The sequence below is a fragment of the Sphingomonas silueang genome (assembly GCF_040049155.1).
Taxonomy (GTDB): Bacteria; Pseudomonadota; Alphaproteobacteria; order Sphingomonadales; family Sphingomonadaceae; genus Sphingomonas; species Sphingomonas silueang.
Genome location: NZ_JBDZDK010000001.1, coordinates 219,801 through 241,731, shown reverse-complemented (window position 1 = coordinate 241,731; position 21,931 = coordinate 219,801). Strand labels below are relative to the sequence as shown.

The window sequence follows — 21,931 nt, the reverse complement described above, 5'->3', positions numbered from 1 at the left end:
TCACGCCTCCATCAACGCGGCGCGCACCGCCCGCGCCACCTGCCGCCCCGACTGGCGCAGCGCCTCCGGCCGGTCGCCGCCGCCCGTGTTGATCGTGATCGCCACCCGCAGCTCGCGTGGCCCCGATGCGCCGGGCGTCGCCACCACCTGTCCGCTGCTGGTCGGCACGAACAGTTCCGGCCCGCGCTCGCCGACCCGATAGGCCCGCCCCGGACTGACCGGCCCGCCGGTCGCCCGCCCGGGCAGCCCGATCAGCCCGCCGAGCAACCCCAGCAGCCCGCCCGCGCCCCCGCCGCCGCCGCCGCCGATCGCGGGCAGCACCGCCGCCGCCGCGATCTCGCCCAGCACCTTCAGCGCCATGTCGCGCAGGTCGTCGAACCCCAGCTTGCCGGTACGGATCGCCCGCGCGAGCGTGGTCTCGACCGCGCGTCCCGCCCGCTCGATCCCGCCCGCGAACGGTCCGTCCAGCGCCTGCTGCATCGTCGCCACGTCTCCGGCAAAGGCGGCGGTATCGGCGCGCACCCGCACGATCAGCCGTTCGATTTCCTCATCCATCGGGGAATTGCTCCTTCAGCCGTTCGATCGTCGTCGCGTCGCACGGGGCCACGTCGTCGCCGGTCATCGCCCGCACCAGCGCCGCCAGTTCCGCCGGGGTCGCGCGCCAGAAGGCATCGGGCGTCCACCCGAACGCCACCCCCGCCAGCCCCGCCGCCCGCGCGGCATGGTCGGCGAAGCTCACCGCCCGCCCAGGATCTGCGCGATCAGCGATTTGAGCGCGGGCGTCACCGCCACCAGCCCGCCCGCCGCCACCCCTTCGGCGAACGCCTCGCGCGACATGGGCGGCGTATCGCGCAGGCAATGCCACAGCAGCGCGACCAGCTCAGCCATCGCCAGCCGCCCCGCCGCCGCCCGCTCGACCAGCGCGAACAACGGCCCGACCTCGCCCTCCGCCGCCACCAGCGCGGCGAAGCTGGGCCTGAGCACCAGCGTCTCGCCGTTGACCCGCACGCTCGCCTCGCCGCGCGCAGGGTTCGCAGGCGCGCTCATGCCGACACCACCGGACCGGACGATTCCAGCGCGACGGTATAGCTGCGCTCGCCGTTGTAATCCCCGGCATAGTCCAGCCGGGTGACGAGGAACCGCCCGGTCATCGTCTCGCCGCTCTCGAAGCTCAGCCGGTAATCGTCGATGATGCCGGACAGGGCATTGCCGCGCATCCGCACCTCCGCCGCCGAACCGGTGAACACCCCCGCGCCGCTGACGCTGACCGACCGCACCCCCGCCCCCGACAGCAGCTCGCGCCAGCCGCCCGAATCCTTGGTGGTGATCGCCACCGCCTCGCCGTTGACGCTCAGCTGCGTCGTGCGCAGCCCCGCCACCGTGGCCCATGCCACCGGCTGCGCCCCGTTCCCGATCTTGAGCAGGAACGCACTCCCCTTCTCCGCCGCCATCGTCTGTCTCCTGATTGAAATTGTCGGCTGGTGGCCGGGCACGCGGACAGGCGCGGCCCATCACGGCCCGCCCGGACCACCCCGTTCGTCCCGAACCACCGCCCCCGTTCGTCCCGAGCGAAGTCGAGGGACGGGCCACACATGCAGCCCCCTCATTGGGCCCAGACCCGCCTCGCCACCTTCGTCATTCCCGCGCAGGCGGGAAGCCATAACCTCCGACGGTCGGGCAGGTGCCGGAACGGCAGCGGCTATGGATTCCCGCCTGCGCGGGAATGACGATCCGGGCCGCCTGCCGCCCGCCCCCTCACCCCACCGCCAGCATCCGCACCCGGAACTCGATCCCCGCCATCCACCGCCCGTCGCCCTCGCGCAGCAACCGGCTGCGCAGGAACACCAGCGACACGATCCGCCACCCCGCCACCGCGCCCGGCGCGGCCAGCACCGCCGCCTCCGCCGCCGCCGCGAGCCCACGCAGCCGCACCGGACGCTCGCCACTGTCGAACAGCTGCACCACCACCCGCCCCTCGCGCCCGGCGGCATCCTTGGTGCCCCAGTCGGTCAGCACCGGCATGTCGATCAGCGCATGGGGCCGCGCGCCGCGCACCGGCGGCGCGTCGAACACCGCCACCCCGTCCAGTGCCGCCGCCAGCTCGGCGACCAGCATCGCCTGCAACGCCTCGCCCGCGATCATCGGCCCCACTCCGCCATGTCGGCCAGCGCCGGATCGGTCAGCGTCCGCCGCACCAGTCCGCGCCCCGCCAGCACCACGCGCTCGCCCGCGACGCTGGCCGATACGCCCGGCACGCCCCGTGCCGCCGCCGCCACCCGGTCCCGCACCGCCTCGGCACGCGCCGCGCCGATCGCCTGCCCCCGCGCGATCAGCCGCCGCATCGCCGCGCGCTCCCGATCCGCATCCGCCGCCACGGCCGCCACAGCGCGCCCACCGCCGCCGGGGGCACGCCCTCGCCGCCGCGCGTCTCGAACAGATGCGCCGCCAGCAGCACCACGCCTTGCGCGACGGCGGGCGGCAGGTCGCCCCACCCTTCCGCCAGCCCCGCCGCGAAGCGCACCTCGCCGCTGGTCGCCATCCGCACCCATCCGGTGCCGTCGCCGTCGATGTCGATCGCCGCCACCGCTGCCCCGCCCGCGATCGATCGCACCGGCACCACCGGCAGCGCCCGCCATTCGCTGGCCGCCGTCATCACCGCCACATGCTCGCGCACGACCAGCGCTTGGCGCGTATAGGCCTCCGCCAGTCCCAGCGCGCCCTGCACCGCCCGCGCGACCAGCGCATCCTCCCCCGTTCCCACCATGCGCAACCGCGCGCGCACCTCCGCGCACGCCTCGGCGACCACCGCCGCCGGAAAGGGCGCTGCCGCCATGTCCATCTCCCCCGATTGAAAAGGGGCGGGGGTCGCCCGCCCCGGTATCCGATCCGGCGCGGTGCCGACCCACACCCCCACCCGACCAGCCATCGACGATATGCTGTGGGTGGTCGGGTGGGGGTGTGGGCCGGTGCCGCATCCGCGTCAGCGGATCACGACGCTACGCCGCCGCGATCTTGAGCAGCTTGATCGCCTCGCTGTTCATCACCGCCCCGCCGACGCGCCGCGTGGCATAGAAATGCACGAACGGCTTGTTCGAGTAGGGATCGCGCAGCACCTGCGTCTCCGACCGCTCGGCGATCAGGTACCCCGCCTGGAAATTGCCGAAGGCGATGGCATGGTTGCCCGCCGCCACGTCGGGCATGTCCTCGGCTTCCACCACCGGATAGCCGAGCAGCGTGTCGGGCTGCCCTGCGATCAGCCCCGGCACCCACAGGAACGCGCCGTCCGCCGTCTTGAACTTGCGGATGCGCGCGGCGGTCTGCGCGTTCATCACCCATGCCGCGCCCTGCCGGTACGGACGACGCAGGCTGTGCACCAGGTCGATCAGCCGGTTCTCCGGCTCGCTGCCGAAATCGCCCGCCGCCCCGCTCGGCAGGTACTGGAGCGTCCCGAACGGCCGCGTGGCATCGCCCGCACTGGTGGCGGCATAGCTCAGGAACCCCTTGGGCCGCCCGATGCCGTTGCCGCTGACGAACGCCTGCCCCTCGGCACGGGCGAACTCGGTCGCGATCTCGCCTGCCAGCCACCCCTCGACATCGAAGGCGGCATCGTCGAGCATCGCCTGGCTCGCCGCCGGATTGGCGTACAGCTCGCCCATCGGCGGCGCGATTTCGTTGAAGGTCGGCGTCGCCGTCTCGGGGCGCGGCGCCGTCTCGCTCGCCCAGCCTGCGGGCGTGCCGCCGTTGGTCACGAGCTTGCGGTATCCCGCGCTCCCCACCTGCACCACCTGCGCGATCGACCGGATCGGGCTGGCGGCCTTCAGCGTCGATGCGATCATCGCATCGATCTCGCGCGGGACGGCGGTGCCGCCGCTCGCATCGGTCGCGCCGCTCACCGCCTTGGTCTCGATCACCGTCCCCTGCCGCACGAAGCCGCCGAAGCCGCCGTCGCCCGCCGCCTGTCCCAGCAGCGGCCGGTTGCCCGGCGCCACCCCCGAAAACCGCACCGCCAGCGTATCGCTCGTCATATGTCCGTTCCCCATGAAAAAAGGGGACCGACCGGCCCCCTTGGAAAAAGTGGATGTTGATGTTGCTCGCTGATCCGGGAGTGCCGGATCAGGGCTGGCACCGCATCCGCGTGAGCGGATCGAACCGGGACTCTATCCGTCGGCGACGGCATCGATCCGCGCCCAGGGCTGCATCGGCTGCGCGACGAGGCTGATCTCGAGGAGGTCCGCCGCGACGATCACCCGCCGCGCCCCCTGCCGCACGCGGCGCGCACGGTAGCCGAACGACAGCCCGGTCAGCGCGCCCGACCGCACCAGTTCCGCCGCCCGCGCATCCGCGATCCGCCCCGTGACCCTCAGGCCCCGCGCATCCTCGTCCAGCGCCTCGACCGTTCCGATCGCCCGCCCGCGATGCTGCCACAGCAACGGCACCGCACCCGCCGCGGCCAGCGCACCGGGCAGCACCACGTCGCCGCCGCGGTCGGCATGGTGGAAGATCGCGGCATAGCCCGCAAAGCTCACCGCGCCCATTCGCCCCACCCCGTCCTGACCGCGATCCCCACCAGCACCAGCGCCAGCAGCATCCGCATCACCCAGCCCAGCACCGCGCGCACCGCCGACTTCTTGGCATCGCGCCACGCCGCCAGCAGCTCGCGCAGTTCCTTCACATCGCCCTCCGCGCCCGCATCCGACAGCCCGATCCGGGCCATCGCCCGCCCCGCCGCCAGTTCGCCCGCCGCCTCCGCGATCGCGCGCAGCGTCTGGAGGTCGGCGCCCTCGTCCGCCGCCTGCTCCATCAACCGCGCGAGCAGCATGTCCTCGCCCATCGCTTGTCTCCCTCAGCCCCCTCGGATAGTCGCAGCGCCCATGCGATCCCGCCTGCGCATCGTCGCCGCCGCCTTCGTGGCGGCGCTCCTCGCCTTCCTGTTCGCGCTGCCGATCCTGAAGGCGGATCGCTGCGCCGAACGCGGCATGGCGTTCGACCGATCGACGCTCGCTTGTGCGGCGGCACCGGCCCACTCCCCCACCCGGCCACCCACAGCGTATCCTTGATGGGTGGCCGGGTGGGGGAGTGGGCCGGTGCCGCGCCGCAATGCGTCGCTACACCCCCAGCATCGCCCGCTTCTCGGCATCGCTGAGGAACGCCGCCGCCGCCACGTGCCGCCACAGCCGCTCGCGCTCCTCGGCAAGCGCGGTCACCCGGTTCAGGTCGATCGCCATGTCCGCCTCGCCGATCCAGGGCCCCAGCCCCTGCGCCAGCGCGCCGAGGATGCGGTTGCCCATCGGCACGATCGTCTGCCGCCACAGCGCGCGGTTCGCCTCGCGGTAATTGGCATAGCCGGTATCACCCGGCAGCCCGAGCAGCATCGGCGGCACCCCGAACGCCAGCGCGATCTCGCGCGCCGCCTGCGCCTTCAGCCCGGCGAAATCCATGTCCGCGGGGGACAGGCTCATCGCCTGCCACTTGAGGCCGCCGTCGAGCAGCATCGGTCGCCCGGCATTGCCCGCCCCCGCGAACGCCGCGTCGATCTCCGCGCGCAGCTTGGCGAACTGATCGCCCGACAGCGCCGCCCCGTCGCCCGGATCATAGACCAGCGCCCCCGACGGCCGCGCCGCATTGTCGAGCAGCGCCTTGTTCCACTTCGCGGCGGCATTGTGCACCGCCACCGCGCCCGCCGCCGCGCCGAGGCACCCCAGCCCGTAATGATCGTCGCCCGGATGGAATGCGCGGACATGCACCAGCTGCGGCCGCCCGTTCGCCGTCTCGGCGGGGATCGCCGTCACCCGCTCCCCCACCCGGTAGCGATAGGCGAGCGGCCAGCCGTTGGCGTCCGCCTCGATCGTCACCCGCTCGGGGCGCAGCGCATAGAGTTCGCCGATGCCGCCCGCCCCGTCCTCGATCAGCTGGACATAGGCATTGCCGTGCAGCAGCAGATGCGCCGCCACCGTCTCCAGCAGTTCCTGCCCGGCGGAGCGCGCCTGCACCAGCCGCACCGCGCCTTCCACGCCGGACAGCGGCGCACCGGCCACACCTTCCGCCACGGTCTTGACCGCCCGCTGCGCCACCGGATTGTCGAGATAGGCCGCCCGCAGCTGCCCGACATAATCCTGCGCCCAGCCGCCGCACGCCCCGCCCCCCTCGCGCCACACCACCGCGCCCCCACGCGCCAGCGCCGGACGCGACCCGTCGCGCCCGGATTTGCGTCCGAACCATCTCATGCCTGTCTCCCGAAACGAAAAAGGCCCCGCGGATGGCGGGGCCTTGTCAAAGGGTCGCTATGTCGTGCGGATCGTCAGCAACAGGCGATCCGGCGCTCGCCATGCGCATATCCCGCACTGTCGCTCTGCCCCGGCGCGGGACGGCAGACGAGTTCGCGGATTTCACGCACCTGCATCCACGCCGCGAACCGCGCCTTGTGCCGTTCTTCGGCACCGAGCATCAGGTCGATCTGCTGTTCGCGGGTCAGGGGCGGTTTCATATCTTCTTCTCACTTGCAGCTTCCCCTCGAACGATCGGGGGAAGCCCTGGTTTCGTCATCGGGTCATCATCCAGATATGACGACCATGGTACGAGTCGGCTTTACCGGCAATGAAGCCCTTGCTGCCAAAAAGGGCACATAGTTCGCCAAACTTCACCAATGCCTTCGGCGGCAGATGTGCTGAGTGCGTCATCATCTGTACTTGATTGGGCTGCGCCTCGTCAATCAACAGCTCCGTCGCGCGGAGCAGCAGGTTGCGGACCCGGGCGCGATCCTCCGGGTCGGCAAGGAACTTTCGCGTCGCCGTGCCGTCGTAATGGGCGATAACGTCCGTCTTGTCGATCGACGCATCGACCACCTCGAAGGTCAGTTCGTACCCCGGTATATCGGCACAACCCATCAGCGGCGCCATGGCCACGAACAGCGAGTAGACGCGACGGGCTGCGTCGTCGAAGCCTATCGGTACCTGCACGATGAACTCGTCGTCGCTCCGCAACACGTTGACCGAAACGCCTCGGCCCGGCTCGAGAAGCGATACATACATGACCTTCGTCATGTCGTGACGTCGCGACCGATGCAACGCCCCTCACAACACCCGCACGCTCGCCTGCCCCCGTGCCCCCAGCATCACCTCGCTCATCGCCCATACCAGCGCGTCCGCCCGGTCGGGCGAGCGGCCCGGCCCCTCATAGCCACCGCCGCCGATCAGCCCGCACAGCTCGTCCTCCAGCGCGGGAAAGCGCCCGGCGTGGAACGCCCGTCCGCCCTGATACAGCAGCGCCACCGGCTCGGCCCGCGCCGCCTTGCCGCGCGAGGCATGGACGAGGCGCAGCGGCAGCACGGCGTCGGCGGCGCGCAGCACGCTTTCCACCATCGCCCCGCCCTGGTTCGCCTCCGCCACCACCCGGTCCGCGCCGTGGCGCGCGGCGCAGGCCGCGACCGCCCGCGCCCAGCCTTCGGGCGAGGCGCCGACCACGCTCGCATCCTCGATCACATAGGCGCGCGCGTCCTCGCCCAGCGCCACCGCGACGATCCCGCAGGCATCGCCGCCGATCCCGGCAGGCGGATCGACCCCGATCACGATCCGCGCGAAGGCGGGCGGGGTCTCGCAGCGCTGCCGCTCGATCAGGTCGCGCGACCACAGCGCCCCCGCGACCTCCTCGATCAGCTCGCCGTCCATCTCCTGGCGCCCCAGCCGCGTGCCCGCATAGCTCGCCTCGATCTGCGCGACATAGCGCTCGGGCAGATGCACATTGTCCTGCGTCCGCCCGGTGGTGATCCGCACGCCCTTGGTGGCGCGGATACGACGCAGCAGCGGGATCGCGCGCGGCGTCGTCGTCACCAGCACCTGCGGATGGTCGCCCTTGCGCAGGCCGAGCAGCAGATTGTCCCAGGTGGCATCCGCCCGCCGCCATTTCGCCAGTTCGTCGCACCATGCGATATGATGCTCGGGCCCACGCAGGGCATCAGGCGTCTCGGCGGCATAGACATGCGCTTCCGCCCCCGATCCGAACGCCACCACGCCGCGCGTCGCATGCCAGCGCACATTGTCATAGCGCCGCCCTACCGCCAGCAGGCCGCTGGTACCGCGCACCATCACCCGCTCGACATCATGCCGCGTCGCACCCACCAGCGCGATCCGCAGGTCGCCGTTCTCCGCCGCGCGGGCGCACACCCATTCCGCACCGGCCCGCGTCTTGCCGAAGCCCCGCCCCGCCTGGATCAGCCACACCGTCCAGTCATTGTCGGCCACCGTCTGCCCTTCATGCGCCCACAATGCCCATCGCATCGCCAGTTCCCGACGGCGACTGGGCTTGATGTTCAACAGCACGCGGTCGATCTCCGCGTCGGACAGGCCGATCAGATCGGCGACTACCGGATCGAGCGCGCTCACGCCTTGTTCTCGTGCCGCTTCTTCAGCGCCTTGATCTGCTGCGCCAGCATCGCATCGGTTTCCGCCTGCGTGGCGCGGGACCAGCCCTGACGCCGGGGCGTGGCGTCCTTGTTGCGATTGTACTGGAACCGTTCCAGCAGACGCATCGCCTGCTCCACGGTCATCTGCCCGACCAGCACCCCGCCCGGCGCATCGTCGCCCGGTTCGTCCTCGACCGTGGCGATCGCCTTGCGCAGCAGCTCGGTTTCCAGCCGCTCATACCCGGCCAGCATCGCCTGGCGGCATTGCTCGGAATAGTCCGCGTCGCGCGCCCGCAACTTGTAGAAGCTGCCCTTGCTCATGCCGATCGCCCGGCACGATGCCTCGACATTGCAGCTTGCGGCCAGCTCCTCCAGCATTGCCTTGCGCCGCGCCTCGGTCCAGCCATGCGTCTTGATCCGACGCTGGAGCGGCCGGTTCCGCGCCACGACGATTTTCATATCCCCCGCCATCTCCACCCCCCAGACGCGCGTCGGGGCCGGAAAGCGCCCCCGCGCCCGGCCCCGACCCGCAATTCCTCATCGTTCCTGTTTTGTGCCACAACAGCGTCGCGCTGTCAAGCGGATTGTTCCCATTTGGTTCGCTCGATCGTTGCCCTTGCGAAACGCATGCCGCAACCCCATCTTGGACCCATCACAGGCAATGGTCCCGTAGGCGCCTGTGACCGGGAGACGCCTCGTGCTTCCGCTTACGCTGCCGGAGCGTCGCCGCATGGACCTCAACGCCTTGCTACACGATCACCAGGTCGCGCGGATGCGCGCCGACCATGCCCCCCTGCCCGAACTGGCCGCCGCGCAACGTGCGCTGGCGGCGTGCTATGCGCGGCGAATCAGCGAATTGCGCGACCTGCTCGGCGCGTCGGGCGCGATGGTGCTCGCATGAGCGACGCCCCCGCGCCGCGCCCGCGCTCGATGCAGTTCACCCGCAAGTTCCAGAGCGTACGCCTCACCCCCGAACAGGCCGACCGCCAGGGCCGCATCGCGACCGGGGCTTTCCGCCATTTCGGCGACCGCGACCGGGCGATGGCGTTCCTCAACGGCCATGACGACGATCTCGGCGGCCGCCCGCTCGACCTCGCCATCGCCAGCCCGGAAGGGCTGGCGGCGTGCGAGGCGGCGCTGACGCTCCCGCGCGACTGACCGGGGCGACCAGAGCGTGTTCAGGCTGGTAGAGGCATCGTGATTGCCCTGTCGTGTTCGTCCGGCAAGGAGCGTGGTGCAGCAGGTAGCGGCGCTACCTGCAAGGCGCGCGGCCGGGCCCCCGCAAAGTAATACTTTGCGGGGCACCCCGACGCAGCCGGCGGGCGCGACAGGGCAACCGCGAAGCGACAGGCCGATCTTGGCCCAGCGCGGCGTCGCTCGTCGGTCACGATGCCATAGCATCGCTCCGCTCCTCGCTGCTTGCCCTGAACCAAGATCGGCTCCGTCACGATGCCTCTACCCAGCCTGAACACGCTCTACAGCCCCGCCAGCATCGCGTCCCACGCGGCGATCTCGTCGTCGTGCCGCGCGGTGATCGTCACCGCGCCCATCGCGCCGGTGTCCGGGTCCAGCTCGACCGTGCCGTCCCACAGCACGGTCGCATTGCCCGCGATCGTCACCACGCCGTCGGCATCGGCCTGCGCCCGCACCATGCCGCCGCGATTGAAGACGCGGGTGCTGACCCCCCAGCCGATCCGCGCCGTCCGCGCGGCGGCATGGGTCGATGCCGCCATCGCGCTGCCGCAGCTGTTGGTCAGCCCGACGCCGCGCTCATAGGTCCGCACGAACAGCGCGGGCGCATGCCCCACCTCGCGCAGCTCGACGAAGCTGACATTGGCCCGCGCCGGGATCAGCGCCGGCCCGCCCTCGCACCAGTCGCCCAGCGCGACCAGCTCGTCGTCGTCCACCGCGTCGACGAACGCGACCAGATGCGGGTTCGGCATCGCCACGGCGGTGAAGCGCCGCCCGCTCGGCAGGCCGGGGATGACCGCATCGACATAGGGCGCATCGCCGACGGTCAGCCCCACGTCCCCGGGGCCGAGCGACACCGGCCCGACCCGCGTCTCGATCGTGGCGACGCCCGGCGCGATCTCCGCCACGACCCGCGCCTGCGCCGTGCTGGTCTTCAGCCGCACCTGCCCGGCCCGCGTGCCCGTCACCTCGAACCCCAGCCGCGCGGTGCAGCGCAGCCCGTTCAGGCACGTCTCCGCCTCCGACCCGTCGGGATTGAACATCCGCATGCCGAAGATATTGGCTTCATCCGAATGGGTCAGCAGCAAGAGCCCGTCGCCGCCGATGTCGCCCGCCCGGTCCGCCATCGCCCGCGCCACCCGCGCCCATTGCGCATCGTCCAGCACCAGCCCCCGCGCATCGACGAGGGGGAAGTCGTTGCCGCTCCCATGTACCTTTTTAAATACGAACTGCATTATTGAAATCCCGTGCCGAAGGCGACGCCGCCGCGCCATATCGTGCCGCGGCCCGTCTGGGAAAGGCACCCGGTCAAATATAGGCGACACCGCGCGCCCGGCTATGGCACAAGCGCGACGGTGACCGCGCTGCTCTTCCTGCTGGTGATCGCGATGGGGATCGCGCTGTTCCGCGTCGCGCGGCGGGTGCAGGCGCTCGAAGCCCGGCTGGCGGACCTGACCGCTCCCCGGTTCGCACCGGCCGAAGCGCCACCCGAACCCGTTCCCGAACCGATACCGACGTCACCGCCGGAAGCGGCACCGATGCCCGCCCGCCTGCCCGACCGACCGAAGCTCGATCTCGAGCAGCTGGTCGGCGCGCGGCTGCCGATCTGGATCGGCGGGCTGGCGCTGGTGGTCGCGGGCATCTTCCTCGTGCGCCTGTCGATCGAGGCGGGGTGGCTGACCCCGGCGATCCGCACGCTGCTCGCCGCCGCCTTCGCACTCGCGCTGCTGGGGGCGAGCGAGGCCGCGCGCCGCCTGCCCGCCACCCGCGACGACCGCCGCGTGGGACAGGTGCTGGCGGGCGCGGGCATCGCCTCGGCCTATGCCACCCTCTATCTCGCCGCCGCGCTCTATCATCTGGTGAACCCGCCGACCGGCTTCGCGCTGATGCTGGCCGTCACCGCGCTCGGCCTGTTCCTCGCGCTGCGGCATGGCCCGCCGACCGCGGTGATGGCACTGGTCGGCGGGTTCGCCGCGCCGCTGGTCGCGGGCTATGATGCGGCGGGGATCGCGCCGCTGCTCGCCTATCTCGCGCTGTTCGTCGCCGCGCTGCTCGCGCTGGCGAGCGTGCGCGGCTGGGCGTGGCTCGCGCTCACCACCCTCGCCGCCGCCTTCGGCTGGAGCGGACTGCTGATCGCGCTGCTCCCCGCCGATACGCTGGGCGGCGTCGGCGCGTTCGTCCTCGCGCTGGGCGTCGGCGGCACGCTCGCGCTGCCCCGCACGTCGGTGGCGCGCCCGGCGCTGCGCCTCGCGCCGCTGCTGGTCGCGCTGGTGCAGATGCTGGCGCTCGCCCCCGCGCTCGATTTCTCGCGGCTGGCGTGGAGCTTCTACCTCACCCTGTCCGCCGCCGCGCTGTTCCTCGGGCACCGCGACGCGCGGCTGCTGCCCGGCGCGATCGCCGCCGCCGCGCTGGTGACGCTGCTGGTGGCCGCCGGACTCGTGCAGGGCGACAACGCCACCGCCACCGCCTGGCCGGTCGCGCTGCTGCTGTTCGGCGGCGCAGGCGGTGCCTTCTCGCGCCGGGCAACCGGCTGGCCGGTCGTGGCGCTCACCGGCACCATCGGCCCGCTGCTCGCGGCACAGGCGCTGGCCCCCGACCAGTTCGCCGCCGCCGTCTGGGCAGCGATCGACCTCGCGCTGGCACTGGCCGGGGCCGCGCTCGCCCGGCGGCATCTGGACCGGCAGGGGCAGGGCGACATCGGGCTGGTCGGCGGCATCGCCGCCGCCGCACTCGGCATCGCGCTGGTGCCGGGCACGCTCCTGCCGCCGCCGTTCGCCGCCCTCGCCCCGCTCGCCGCGCTGGCGGCGGTCGCCGCCGCCCACCGCCTCGACCCCGTTGCGCTCGCCCGCCTCGCACTGCTCCCCGCAGCGGTCGCGCTGGCCCTCGCCCTGCCGACGCTGGAACCCCTCGGCGGCGCGCTGGCGGAGGCGATGCTGTTCGAGGCGCTGCCCTACAACGCCCTGCCCCCGCTGGGCGACGCGCTCCGCCACCTGCTGCTGCCCGCGCTCGCGATCCTCGCCGCCGCGGAATGGCGGGGCGGGCTGTTCGCTCCCGCACGCCGCGCGACGCTGGCCATCGCCGCGACGCTCGCGATCCTCGGCGGCTATGTGCTGCTCAAGCAGGTGCTGGCGATCGCCACCCTGCCGCGATTCGTGGCGCTGGGCTTTGCCGAACGCGCGGTGCTGACCGACCTTGTGTTGCTGGCGGGCTGGGCGCTGTGGCGGCACCGCCCCGCCATCGCCCGCGCGCTCGTCGCGCTCGCCTTCGCCCGGCTGGTCTGGTTCGACCTGTTCGGCCTCAACCCGTTGTGGGTCGAGCAAGCGGTCGGCCCGCTCCCGCTGCTCAACGCCGCCACCTTCCACCTCGTGCTGTTCGCCGCCGTGACGTGGCGGCTGCCCGGCCTGCCGCGCCGCAGCCTGGTCGCCGCCCTGCTCACCCTGCTCGCCGTCCTCGCCACCCTCCGGCAATGGGCGCACGGCACGCTGCTGACCGGATCGCTCGGCACCCCTGAGAACTGGAGCTATTCGGCGGCGATGCTCGCGCTCGCCATCGTCTGGCTGTGGCGCGGCACCCGCCTTGACGCGCGCGACCTGCGCCGCTTCGGCCTGTCGCTGCTCACCCTCGCCACGCTCAAGGTGTTCCTGATCGACGCGGCGGCGCTCGGCGGAGTGTGGCGCATCCTCTCCTTCCTCGGCCTCGGCCTTGCGCTCATCGCGATCGGCTGGGGCTATCGCCGCTTCGTCACGGCAGGCGATAGTGCGCCGCCAGCCGATCCAGCGCGAGGGTGAGCACCAGTCGCCCGGCCCGCGCGGGCCAGCCCAGCGCCTTTTCGGCGGCGGGCAGCCCCTCGCCCGCGCACACCGTCCGCCACAGGATATCCGACAGCCCCGGCCCGACCGCGGCGATCGCCGCGTCGAACCGCGCCTTCGCCGCCAGCTGCCCGCCCGAGGGATCGGCGGGCGCCCCGCCCTTCGCCCCGCGCGGCGCGGCGTCCCAGCGCATTGTCACGCGCGGCCCCAGCATCGTCGCTTCATAGGTTTCGCGCAGCCGCTCTCCCGCGTCATATTGCCGCGCGTCGACCAGCCCGCGCGCCTTCAGCCAGCCGAGCGGCGATTCGCGCAGGTTCACCTGCACCCGCCGCCCGCCCGGCGCATCGACCACCCGGCCCCCGTCCAGCCGCCGTTCCACCAGTTCGCGCATCTCCGCTCTCCCGCTTGGTCTCGCGCGGGGGGGTTGCCACGGACGCACGGCTGTAGGAAAGCGGAAGTGCCAGATAGGTTATACCGGGGAGAGGCCGCGCCATGATTACCGCGATCCGCGAGGTCCGCCGCGCCAAGCGGCTGACGCTGGAGGAAGTCGCGCTGCGCTGCGTGCCACCCACCACCGCCCAGACGATCGGGCGGCTGGAGACGGGGACGCGCACCGTCTCGGTCGGCTGGCTCAACCGCATCGCACTGGCGCTGGAGGTGGAGGCCGCCGATCTCGTCCGCCTGCCCGACCGCGCCGACATCGCCGTCGCCGCGATCCTCGACGCCGCCGGGATCGCCGCGCCGCGCCGTGCCGCCACCGTCGTGCCGCCGCGCCCCGACGGCGATCTGGTGGCGGTCGTCGTCGACACCTCGACCGGCGACTATCGCGCGGGCGACACGCTGTGGTGCCGCCGCCTCGCCCCCGCCCAGTTCGCGGCGGCGCGCAACCGCGACGTGCTGCTCCCCGGCCCCGCGGGCAGTTTCCGCTTCGGACGGCTCCTCGGAATCGATCCCGACGCCCTGACCTTCCTGCCGATCGGCGGCGCGGGCCTCGCCCATCTGCCCCCGCCGCCATGGCTGGCGGTCGCCGAACAACTGGTGCGAAAGCTGTGATTCGGCGGCGGAAGCGTCGTGACGCCCCGGTTCAGGCGTGATAGCCACGCATCATGCCCGTCTCGGCCGTCGCCTCCGCCCGCGAAATACTGACCAACCTTCACGACGTGATGGCGTCGCGAAGTCCGGCGCAGGCCAAACTCAACTCGGTCGTCCGCATCATCGCCGACGCGCTGGACAGCGAGGTCTGCTCGATCTACCTGCTGCGCGAGGGGTTGCTCGAACTCTTCGCGACGGTCGGCCTCGCGCAGGAAGCGGTGCACGTCACCAAGCTCGCGCCCGGCGAGGGCCTCGTCGGCACGATCGTCGCCAATGTCGAGACGCTGAACCTCGCGGAGGCGGCGACCCATCCCGACTTCGCCTATCGCCCCGAAACGGGGGAGGACGAATATCACAGCTTCGCGGGCGTCCCGATCATCCGCCGCGAACGCGCGGTCGGCGTCCTCGCCGTGCAGCACGCCGAACCGCGCCGCTATGCCGATGTCGAGATCGAGGCGCTGCAGACCGTCGCGATGGTGCTGTCCGAACTGATCGCCAACGCCGACCTGATCGACGCCACCGGCGGCACCGCCATCCGCCCGCAGGCGACCGGCGCGATGCGGGTGGACGGGTTCAAGCTGGTCGAAGGGATGGCGGCGGGCGTCGCCGTCTTCCACCAGCCGCGCATCGTCATCGAACATACCGTGGCGGAGGATACCGAGGCGGAGCGCCACCGCGTCTATGCCGCGTTCGACAAGATGCGCGACCAGATCGAACGCATGTCGAACCAGGCCGAATTCGGCGTCGGCGGCGAGCATGACGAGGTGCTCGCGACCTACAAGATGTTCGCCTATGACGAAGGCTGGGCACGGCGCATTAACGAGGCGATCGACAGCGGCCTGACCGCCGAGGCCGCGATCGAGCGGGTGCAGCAGCGCACCCGGATGCGGATGCGCGAGATCAAGGACCCGCTGCTCGCCGACCGGATGCACGATCTGGAGGATCTGTCGAACCGGCTGCTGCGCATCGTCTCGGGCCAGCTCGGCACCGCCGCGCAGATGGGCCTGCGGCAGGACACGATCCTGCTCGCGCGCAACCTCGGCCCCGCCGAACTGCTCGAATACGACCGCCGCCGCCTGAAGGGCGTGGTGCTGGAGGAGGGATCGCTCACCGCCCATGTCGTGATCGTCGCCCGCGCGATGGGGGTGCCGGTGCTCGGCCGCGTGCGCGATATCCGGCGGCTCATCGCCGAAGGCGACCGGCTGCTGCTCAACTCGGTCGAGGACCTGCTGGTCATCCGCCCGACCCCGGCGATGGAGGAAGCGTTCGAGGCGAAGCTGGCGCTGACCCAGAAGCGCCGCGCCGCCTTCGCCGCGATGAAGGGCCAGCCGCCGGTGACGAAGGACGGCCACCGCATCACGATGATGGTCAACGCCGGGCTGCGCGACGATGTGGCCGCGCTCGACCTGACCGGCGCGGACGGCATCGGGCTGTTCCGCACCGAATTCCAGTTTCTCGTCTCCGCCACCCTGCCGCAGCGCGAACGCCAGCAGCGGCTCTACCGCGACGTGCTGGAGGTGGCGGGCGATCGCCCGGTCGTGTTCCGCACCGTCGACATCGGCGGTGACAAGGCGCTGCCCTATCTCGACCATGCCGAGGGGCATGACGAGGAAAACCCGGCGATGGGCTGGCGCGCGCTGCGCCTCGCCCTCGCCCGCGAAGGCCTGATGAAGGCGCAGGCGCGCGCGCTGATCGAGGCGGCGTCGGGCCGCACGCTCAACGTCATGTTCCCGATGGTGTCCGAACCCTGGGAGTTCGAGGAGGCGCGCGGCATCTTCGAGGCGCAGCGCGACTGGCTGCGCGAACGGGGCCGCACGCCGCCGACCGACATCCGCTACGGCGCGATGCTGGAGGTGCCCGCACTTGCCGACGTGCTCGATTTCCTGTGGCCGAACCTCGACTTCCTCTCGATCGGCACCAACGACCTGACGCAGTTCCTCTTCGCCGCCGACCGCGCCGATCCCCGGCTCGCGGTCCGCTACGACTGGCTCTCGCCTGCCATCCTGCGCTTCCTGCGCCGGGTCACGCGCGAGGCGCAGGCGGCGGGCAAGCCGGTGGCGGTGTGCGGCGAGATGGGCGGGCGTCCGCTGGAAGCCATGGCGCTGATCGCGCTCGGCATCGATCGCCTGTCGATCACGCCCGCCGCGGTCGGCCCGGTCAAGGCGATGATCCGCTCGCTCGACCGCGCGGCGGCGACCGCGCATCTCGAGTCGCTGCTGGCCCGGCCCGCACGGTCGCTGCGCGCCGATCTGGAGGCATGGGGCCGCGAACAGGGTGTCGAATTGAACTGACCGCGCGACGGTCCGCTGCGCTGCGGCGTTGACACCCGCCGCCGCCTATCCGAAACCGCGTGACGGATCGACAGGGCGACGATGCCGGGTTGGAAGGAGTTTCGATGACGGACGGCGAGAGCGGCACGGGTACGCCGCGCACGGCGGGCATGATGCTGCGGCAGGCGCGCGAGGCGCAGGGGCTGACCCTGTCCGACGTCGCGCAGCGCACGCGCATTCCGCTGCGCCATCTCGAAGCGGTCGAGGACGGGAAGTTCCAGGCGCTGCCTTCGGTCACGTACGCGATGGGCTTCGGGCGTTCCTATGCCCGCGCGGTCGGCGTGGACGAGACCGAGGTCGCCCGCGCGCTGCGCGCCGAACTGGCCACCAGCTACCAGCGGCCCGAACCCTTGCAGGACCTCGAACCGATCGACGTGCGGCGCGGCCCCTCGATGGGCGTGACCGCGATCGGCGCGGCGGTGGCGATCGTGCTGCTGCTGATCGTCGGCGTCTATTTCGGCACCTCGCTGTTCCGCCGCGACGAACCGGTGACGGCACCCGCCGCGACGGTCGCCGCCGATCTCGGCATGTTGCCGCCCACCCCTACGCCCGGCGCATCGCCCGCCGCCCCCGCAAGCGCCCCGGCGGGCAGCGGCGGACAGGTGACGCTGACCGCGACCGGCCCGGTCTGGGTCCGCATCTTCGACGACACCGGCACCCTTGCCAATCGCGAACTGAAGGCGGGCGAACGCTTCGACGTGCCGATGACCGCGAAGAACCCGCAGATCCGCACCGGCCGCCCCGACCTGCTGACCGTCACGCTCAACGGCTCGAACATCCCCCCCCTGGGCACGGCCGAACGCGCCATCACCACCGGCATCAGCGCCGATGCGCTCCGCGCGCGCGGCAGCGGTGCGACGCCCACCCCGGCCCCGGCCGGTTAAGGCTGGTGACAGGCGGGGGGCGTCATCCTATGCCAATGGCCCAATCACTTGCACCGGGGGGTGTTCTCATGCGTCGTCTGTCCGCCCTGCCGCTCCTGGCCCTTGTCATCGCGCTGCCCGCCGCCGCGCAGCAGACGCAGATCGACGCGCGGGTGAACAAGCTGGAGCGCGAGATGCGCGCGGTGCAGCGCAAGGTCTTCCCCGGCGGCGCGCCCAACCAGGTCGAGCCGCAGATCACCGCCCCGACCCAGCCGACCGACATCCCTGGCACGCCCGCCAGCGGCCCGATCGCCACGCTGGAGGCGCGGCTGAGCGCCCTCGAATCGCAGCAGCAGACGCTGACCAACCAGATCGAGCAGGCGCAGTACAAGCAGCGCCAGCTGGAAGAACAGTTCATCGCCTATCGCCGCGCGACCGACCAGCGGCTGACCGCGCTGGAGAATAACGGGGCCGGCGTCACCCCCGCCTCGCCCGGCGCCGTCGCCGCCTCGGGCGACACCAGCACCGCCCCGCCGCCCGCCACGCGCGGTCCGGGCAACGGCGGCGGCACCCTCGGCAGCCCGCGCCCGGCACCCGCCGCGACGACGCCCGCCGCCGATCCCGCCCGCGCCGCGCGCATCGCCGCGATCGAGAAGCCCGCCTCGGGCGATGCGGCGGAGGACGGCTATCTCTACGGCTTCCGCCTGTGGAGCGCGAAACTCTATCCCGAAGCGATCGCCGCGCTGAAGCCGGTGGTCGACAAATACCCGCAGCACCGCCGTGCCAGCTATGCCCAGAACCTGATCGGCCGTTCCTATCTCGACGACGGCAAACCCTCGCTCGCCTCGATCGCCTTCTACGACAATTACAAGAAGATGCCCGACGGCGAACGCGCGCCCGACAGCCTGTTCTACCTCGCCGACGCGCTCATCAAGCTGAAGAAGACCAAGGAAGCCTGCGACGTCTATGGCGAGTTGAGCGATGTCTATGGCGACAGGATCTCGGCGCAGATGAAGGCGGACATCGCAAAGGGCCGCACCACGGCCAGATGTGCCGCCTGACGCGGTCGAACGCTTCGCGCGCGACCTGACCGCGCTGGTCGCGGTACCCGGCCCCGACCGGCCGCTGGCGCTGGCGGTATCGGGCGGCCCCGACTCCATGGCGATGCTGGCGCTCGCCGCCGCCGCCTTTCCGGGAAGCGTGATCGCGGCGACCGTCGATCACCGGCTGCGCACCGCGTCCGCCGACGAAGCCGCGATGGTCGGCGGCTGGTGCCGCGACCACGGCATCCCCCACGCCACGCTCGCGCCCGATACGCCGCCCGCCGGGGCCAGCATCCAGGCACAGGCGCGTCATATCCGCTACGCGCTGCTCGGCGACTGGGCGCTGGCGGCGGGCGCGGGGGCACTCGCCACCGCCCATCATGCCGACGATCAGGCCGAAACCTTCCTCATGCGCGCCGCGCGCGGATCGGGACCGGCGGGGCTGGCGGGTATCCGGCCATGCTGGGCGTTCGACCCCGATCGCTGGACGGCTCAGGCTCTGCCCCCACCGTACCCCCGCGCAGGCGGGGGTCCAGATTCCGGCAGACCGAACGTCAGCGTAATCCGCCCTGGCCCCCCGCCTTCGCGGGGGTACGACCGGCCCTGCCCCCTCCCTGTCGTCCGCCCGCTGCTCACGTGGCGCCGCACCGAACTGCGCACCCTCGCCGCCGCCCTGCCCTTCATCGACGACCCGTCCAATACCGACCCCCGCCACGATCGCACCGCCGCCCGCACGCTGCTGGCGCGGGGGTATCTGGACCCGCAGGCGCTCGCCGCCGCCGCCGCCCATTGCCGCGAGGTCGATGCCGCGCTCACCGAAACGGTCGACTGGCTGTGGCGCACCCGCCGCCAGCCCGGCGACCGCATCGACATGAGCGACCTGCCGCGCGAGCTGCGCCGCCGCCTCGTCCGCCGTGCGATCGGCGCGGTCCGCCGGGCGCATCCGCTGGAGGGCGGCTGGTCCGATTCGGCCAATGTCGAATCGCTGCTCGACGCCCTCGATGCCGGCGGCCAGGCCACGCAGGCGGGCGTATTGGTCAGCGCCGAGGGCGCTCGCTGGCACTTTCGCCCCGCCCCGCCGCGTCGATCACGCTGATCGGCTTTGTTCCATTGCCATTGATCGCCATGCGCCTATCTTGTGTCACACTGAGAGGTGACACTTCGGCATGAACGACAACGACAAGCAGAACGGCCCCGACAACGGCGGCGGCGGCAGCAACCCGTGGATGAAGAGCCTGCTGATCTGGGTCGGCATCCTCGTATCGCTCGCCATGTTCGTCACGCTGTTCAACGGTCCCTCGACCACGACGCAGGGGCAGGTCGTCCCCTATTCCACCTTCCTCGACAAGGTGGACGAGGGTTCGGTGCGCGAGGTCAACATCGCGCAGAACACGATCACCGGCATCTACACCAATGACGAGAAGTTCCGCACCAACGCGCTGAACGATCCCAACCTGATCGAGCGGCTGCGCGCGAAGAACGTCACGATGAACGCCCGCGCCGAAGAGGCGCCGAGCATCTGGATGGCGATCCTCGTCCAGTCGCTGCCGTTCCTGCTGTTCCTCGGCGTCGCCTTCTTCGTGCTGCGCCAGATGCAGAAGGGCGGCGGCGGCGGCGGCGCGATGGGCTTCGGCAAGTCGCGCGCCCGCATGCTGACCCAGAAGGAAGGCAAGGTCACGTTCGACGACGTGGCGGGCATCGACGAGGCGCGTGCCGAGCTGACCGAGATCGTCGACTTCCTGAAGGACCCGACCAAGTTCGCGCGTCTGGGCGGCAAGATCCCGAAGGGCGCGCTGCTGGTCGGCTCGCCCGGCACCGGCAAGACGTTGCTCGCCCGCGCGATCGCGGGGGAAGCGGGCGTCCCGTTCTTCACCATCTCGGGTTCGGACTTCGTCGAGATGTTCGTCGGCGTCGGCGCCAGCCGCGTACGTGACATGTTCGAGCAGGCGAAGAAGTCGGCCCCCTGCATCGTCTTCATCGACGAGATCGACGCGGTCGGTCGCCACCGCGGCGCCGGGCTCGGCAACGGCAATGACGAGCGCGAGCAGACGCTGAACCAGCTGCTGGTCGAGATGGACGGGTTCGAGGCGAACGAGGGCATCATCATCGTCGCCGCGACCAACCGGCCGGACGTGCTCGATCCCGCGCTGCTGCGTCCGGGCCGCTTCGACCGGCAGGTCGTGGTGCCGCGCCCCGATATCGAGGGCCGGATCAAGATCCTCCAGGTCCATATGAAGAAGGTGCCGCTGGCCCCCGACGTCGACGCCCGCGTCATCGCGCGCGGCACGCCGGGCTTCTCGGGCGCGGACCTCGCCAACCTCGTCAACGAAGCGGCGCTGACCGCCGCGCGCAAGGGCAAGCGCCTCGTCGCGAACCAGGAGTTCGAGGAAGCGAAGGACAAGGTGATGATGGGTGCCGAGCGGCGCTCGATGGTGATGACCGACGACGAGAAGCGGATGACCGCCTATCACGAGGCGGGCCATGCCATCGTGTCGCTCCACGAACCCGCGTCGGACCCGATCCACAAGGCGACGATCATCCCGCGCGGTCGCGCGCTCGGGATGGTCATGCGCCTGCCGGAGCGGGATTCGTACAGCTATCACCGCGACAAGATGTACGCGAACCTGTCGGTCGCAATGGGCGGTCGCGTGGCCGAGGAGATCATCTTCGGCTATGACAAGGTATCCTCGGGCGCCTCGGGCGACATCCAGCAGGCGACCGGTCTGGCACGCGACATGGTGACGCGCTGGGGCATGTCCGACGCGGTCGGCCCGGTCGAATATGCCGAGCCGCAGGGCGAGAGCTTCCTCGGCTATTCCTCGTCCGCCCCGGCACGCATGTCGAACAAGACCGCTGAGCTGATCGACAGCGAGATCAAGCGTATCGTCGAGGGCGGCCTGTCGCGCGCGCGCCAGCTGCTGACCGACCATGTCGATCAGCTCCACCTGCTCGCCGGTGCGCTGCTCGAATATGAGACGCTGTCGGGCGACGAGATCAAGCGGCTGATCGCGGGCGAGGACATCGGGCGCGACATCGACACGCCCAGCACCCCGTTGTCGGCGGGCGGCACCTCGATCCCCAAGACCCGCCGTCCGCGCGGGCCGTTCGGGTCGCCGACGCCGCAGGGCGCGTAACCTTCGCCGACTTCCGGCGCGGAACGCGGCGTCGTACCCCATGGGTGCGGCGCCGTTTTCGTGTCATGCCG

Annotated in this window: 27 protein-coding genes; 10 read left to right on the top strand and 17 right to left on the bottom strand. The window is 71.6% G+C overall.

The genetic code is table 11. The annotated features are described in order from the left end of the window. The 10 genes from ABLE43_RS01075 to ABLE43_RS01030 all read right to left on the bottom strand — a co-directional run bounded on the left by ABLE43_RS01075 (window position 1) and on the right by ABLE43_RS01030 (window position 4,831). Window positions 1-555, bottom strand: coding sequence for a tail tape measure protein (locus ABLE43_RS01075; RefSeq protein ID WP_348976614.1), 555 nt, complete (start codon window positions 553-555; stop codon window positions 1-3). Next, complete coding sequence (locus ABLE43_RS01070) at window positions 548-739, bottom strand: phage tail assembly chaperone (RefSeq protein WP_348976613.1); 192 nt, start codon at window positions 737-739, stop codon at window positions 548-550. Before ABLE43_RS01070 ends, ABLE43_RS01075 begins: the two co-directional genes overlap by 8 nt. Continuing rightward, window positions 736-1,047, bottom strand: coding sequence for a gene transfer agent family protein (locus tag ABLE43_RS01065; RefSeq protein WP_348976612.1), 312 nt, complete (start codon window positions 1,045-1,047; stop codon window positions 736-738). Before ABLE43_RS01065 ends, ABLE43_RS01070 begins: the two co-directional genes overlap by 4 nt. After that, the gene (locus ABLE43_RS01060; protein WP_348976611.1) at window positions 1,044-1,451 is read right to left on the bottom strand and encodes a phage major tail protein, TP901-1 family; all 408 of its coding nucleotides are present in this window, start codon (window positions 1,449-1,451) and stop codon (window positions 1,044-1,046) included. The genes ABLE43_RS01065 and ABLE43_RS01060 overlap by 4 nt, the downstream gene beginning before the upstream one ends. A 304-nt stretch (window positions 1,452-1,755) precedes the next feature. Beyond that, complete coding sequence (gene gp17, locus ABLE43_RS01055) at window positions 1,756-2,142, bottom strand: tail completion protein gp17 (RefSeq protein ID WP_348976610.1); 387 nt, start codon at window positions 2,140-2,142, stop codon at window positions 1,756-1,758. Then, window positions 2,139-2,342 (bottom strand): hypothetical protein, encoded by a 204-nt coding sequence (locus ABLE43_RS01050; RefSeq protein ID WP_348976609.1) that lies wholly within the window; start codon window positions 2,340-2,342, stop codon window positions 2,139-2,141. The genes gp17 and ABLE43_RS01050 overlap by 4 nt, the downstream gene beginning before the upstream one ends. Beyond that, window positions 2,330-2,833, bottom strand: coding sequence for a head-tail connector protein (locus ABLE43_RS01045; RefSeq protein WP_348976608.1), 504 nt, complete (start codon window positions 2,831-2,833; stop codon window positions 2,330-2,332). Before ABLE43_RS01045 ends, ABLE43_RS01050 begins: the two co-directional genes overlap by 13 nt. 163 nt (window positions 2,834-2,996) lie before the next feature. Beyond that, on the bottom strand, window positions 2,997-4,025 hold the full coding sequence (locus ABLE43_RS01040; protein WP_348976607.1) for a phage major capsid protein: 1,029 nt from the start codon (window positions 4,023-4,025) through the stop codon (window positions 2,997-2,999). 132 nt (window positions 4,026-4,157) lie between these two features. Beyond that, window positions 4,158-4,535 carry an HK97 family phage prohead protease gene (locus tag ABLE43_RS01035; protein ID WP_348976606.1) on the bottom strand — a complete coding sequence of 126 codons (378 nt, stop codon included), beginning with the start codon at window positions 4,533-4,535 and terminating at the stop codon, window positions 4,158-4,160. Further along, entirely contained in the window at window positions 4,523-4,831 is a 309-nt protein-coding gene (locus tag ABLE43_RS01030) for a DUF6127 family protein (protein ID WP_348976605.1), read from the bottom strand. The genes ABLE43_RS01035 and ABLE43_RS01030 overlap by 13 nt, the downstream gene beginning before the upstream one ends. 40 nt (window positions 4,832-4,871) lie before the next feature. Between ABLE43_RS01030 and ABLE43_RS01025 the strand changes: the two genes are divergently transcribed. Continuing rightward, on the top strand, window positions 4,872-5,057 hold the full coding sequence (locus tag ABLE43_RS01025) for a hypothetical protein (protein ID WP_348976604.1): 186 nt from the start codon (window positions 4,872-4,874) through the stop codon (window positions 5,055-5,057). A 48-nt stretch (window positions 5,058-5,105) separates the two neighbouring features. Here the strand turns inward: ABLE43_RS01025 and ABLE43_RS01020 are convergent, their stop codons facing one another. From ABLE43_RS01020 to ABLE43_RS01000, 5 genes are all read right to left on the bottom strand, one after another. Continuing rightward, window positions 5,106-6,224, bottom strand: a complete 1,119-nt coding sequence (locus ABLE43_RS01020) for a phage portal protein (RefSeq protein ID WP_348976603.1) — start codon at window positions 6,222-6,224, stop codon at window positions 5,106-5,108. A gap of 74 nt (window positions 6,225-6,298) precedes the next feature. Continuing rightward, entirely contained in the window at window positions 6,299-6,484 is a 186-nt protein-coding gene (locus tag ABLE43_RS01015) for a hypothetical protein (RefSeq protein ID WP_348976602.1), read from the bottom strand. Window positions 6,485-6,539: 55 nt separating this feature from the next. Then, entirely contained in the window at window positions 6,540-7,040 is a 501-nt protein-coding gene (locus ABLE43_RS01010) for a hypothetical protein (RefSeq protein WP_348976601.1), read from the bottom strand. Window positions 7,041-7,070: 30 nt separating this feature from the next. Then, window positions 7,071-8,378 carry a DNA-packaging protein gene (locus tag ABLE43_RS01005; RefSeq protein WP_425475218.1) on the bottom strand — a complete coding sequence of 436 codons (1,308 nt, stop codon included), beginning with the start codon at window positions 8,376-8,378 and terminating at the stop codon, window positions 7,071-7,073. After that, window positions 8,375-8,857, bottom strand: a complete 483-nt coding sequence (locus ABLE43_RS01000; RefSeq protein WP_348976600.1) for a hypothetical protein — start codon at window positions 8,855-8,857, stop codon at window positions 8,375-8,377. Before ABLE43_RS01000 ends, ABLE43_RS01005 begins: the two co-directional genes overlap by 4 nt. A gap of 238 nt (window positions 8,858-9,095) precedes the next feature. Here ABLE43_RS01000 and ABLE43_RS00995 point away from each other — a divergent pair, with 238 nt between their 5' ends. Continuing rightward, window positions 9,096-9,299 (top strand): hypothetical protein, encoded by a 204-nt coding sequence (locus tag ABLE43_RS00995; RefSeq protein WP_348976599.1) that lies wholly within the window; start codon window positions 9,096-9,098, stop codon window positions 9,297-9,299. Next, window positions 9,296-9,556 (top strand): RNA-binding protein, encoded by a 261-nt coding sequence (locus ABLE43_RS00990; protein ID WP_348976598.1) that lies wholly within the window; start codon window positions 9,296-9,298, stop codon window positions 9,554-9,556. Before ABLE43_RS00995 ends, ABLE43_RS00990 begins: the two co-directional genes overlap by 4 nt. A gap of 317 nt (window positions 9,557-9,873) precedes the next feature. Here the strand turns inward: ABLE43_RS00990 and dapF are convergent, their stop codons facing one another. Continuing rightward, window positions 9,874-10,824 carry a diaminopimelate epimerase gene (dapF, locus tag ABLE43_RS00985; RefSeq protein WP_348976597.1) on the bottom strand — a complete coding sequence of 317 codons (951 nt, stop codon included), beginning with the start codon at window positions 10,822-10,824 and terminating at the stop codon, window positions 9,874-9,876. 120 nt (window positions 10,825-10,944) lie between these two features. On the opposite strand from dapF, the gene ABLE43_RS00980 reads away from it, so the two are divergent. Beyond that, entirely contained in the window at window positions 10,945-13,377 is a 2,433-nt protein-coding gene (locus ABLE43_RS00980) for a DUF2339 domain-containing protein (RefSeq protein WP_348976596.1), read from the top strand. On the opposite strand, the gene ABLE43_RS00975 is transcribed toward ABLE43_RS00980, so the two are convergent. Then, window positions 13,331-13,789, bottom strand: coding sequence for a DUF6456 domain-containing protein (locus tag ABLE43_RS00975; protein ID WP_348976595.1), 459 nt, complete (start codon window positions 13,787-13,789; stop codon window positions 13,331-13,333). The genes ABLE43_RS00980 and ABLE43_RS00975 overlap by 47 nt on opposite strands. A 101-nt stretch (window positions 13,790-13,890) precedes the next feature. On the opposite strand from ABLE43_RS00975, the gene ABLE43_RS00970 reads away from it, so the two are divergent. The 6 genes from ABLE43_RS00970 (at window position 13,891) to ftsH (ending at window position 21,860) form a co-directional block, all read left to right on the top strand. Next, a complete protein-coding gene (locus ABLE43_RS00970; RefSeq protein ID WP_348976594.1) occupies window positions 13,891-14,451 on the top strand; it encodes a helix-turn-helix domain-containing protein in 561 nt (186 codons plus the stop codon). Between the two features lie 53 nt (window positions 14,452-14,504). Further along, complete coding sequence (gene ptsP / locus ABLE43_RS00965; RefSeq protein WP_348976593.1) at window positions 14,505-16,781, top strand: phosphoenolpyruvate--protein phosphotransferase; 2,277 nt, start codon at window positions 14,505-14,507, stop codon at window positions 16,779-16,781. Between the two features lie 104 nt (window positions 16,782-16,885). Continuing rightward, window positions 16,886-17,704 carry a helix-turn-helix domain-containing protein gene (locus ABLE43_RS00960; RefSeq protein ID WP_348976592.1) on the top strand — a complete coding sequence of 273 codons (819 nt, stop codon included), beginning with the start codon at window positions 16,886-16,888 and terminating at the stop codon, window positions 17,702-17,704. Window positions 17,705-17,772: 68 nt separating this feature from the next. After that, the gene (locus ABLE43_RS00955) at window positions 17,773-18,744 is read left to right on the top strand and encodes a tetratricopeptide repeat protein (RefSeq protein WP_348976591.1); all 972 of its coding nucleotides are present in this window, start codon (window positions 17,773-17,775) and stop codon (window positions 18,742-18,744) included. Continuing rightward, a complete protein-coding gene (tilS, locus tag ABLE43_RS00950) occupies window positions 18,734-19,822 on the top strand; it encodes a tRNA lysidine(34) synthetase TilS (protein WP_348976590.1) in 1,089 nt (362 codons plus the stop codon). The genes ABLE43_RS00955 and tilS overlap by 11 nt, the downstream gene beginning before the upstream one ends. A gap of 70 nt (window positions 19,823-19,892) precedes the next feature. Next, window positions 19,893-21,860, top strand: coding sequence for an ATP-dependent zinc metalloprotease FtsH (gene ftsH, locus ABLE43_RS00945; protein ID WP_348976589.1), 1,968 nt, complete (start codon window positions 19,893-19,895; stop codon window positions 21,858-21,860). The last annotated feature ends 71 nt before the right edge of the window (window positions 21,861-21,931 follow it).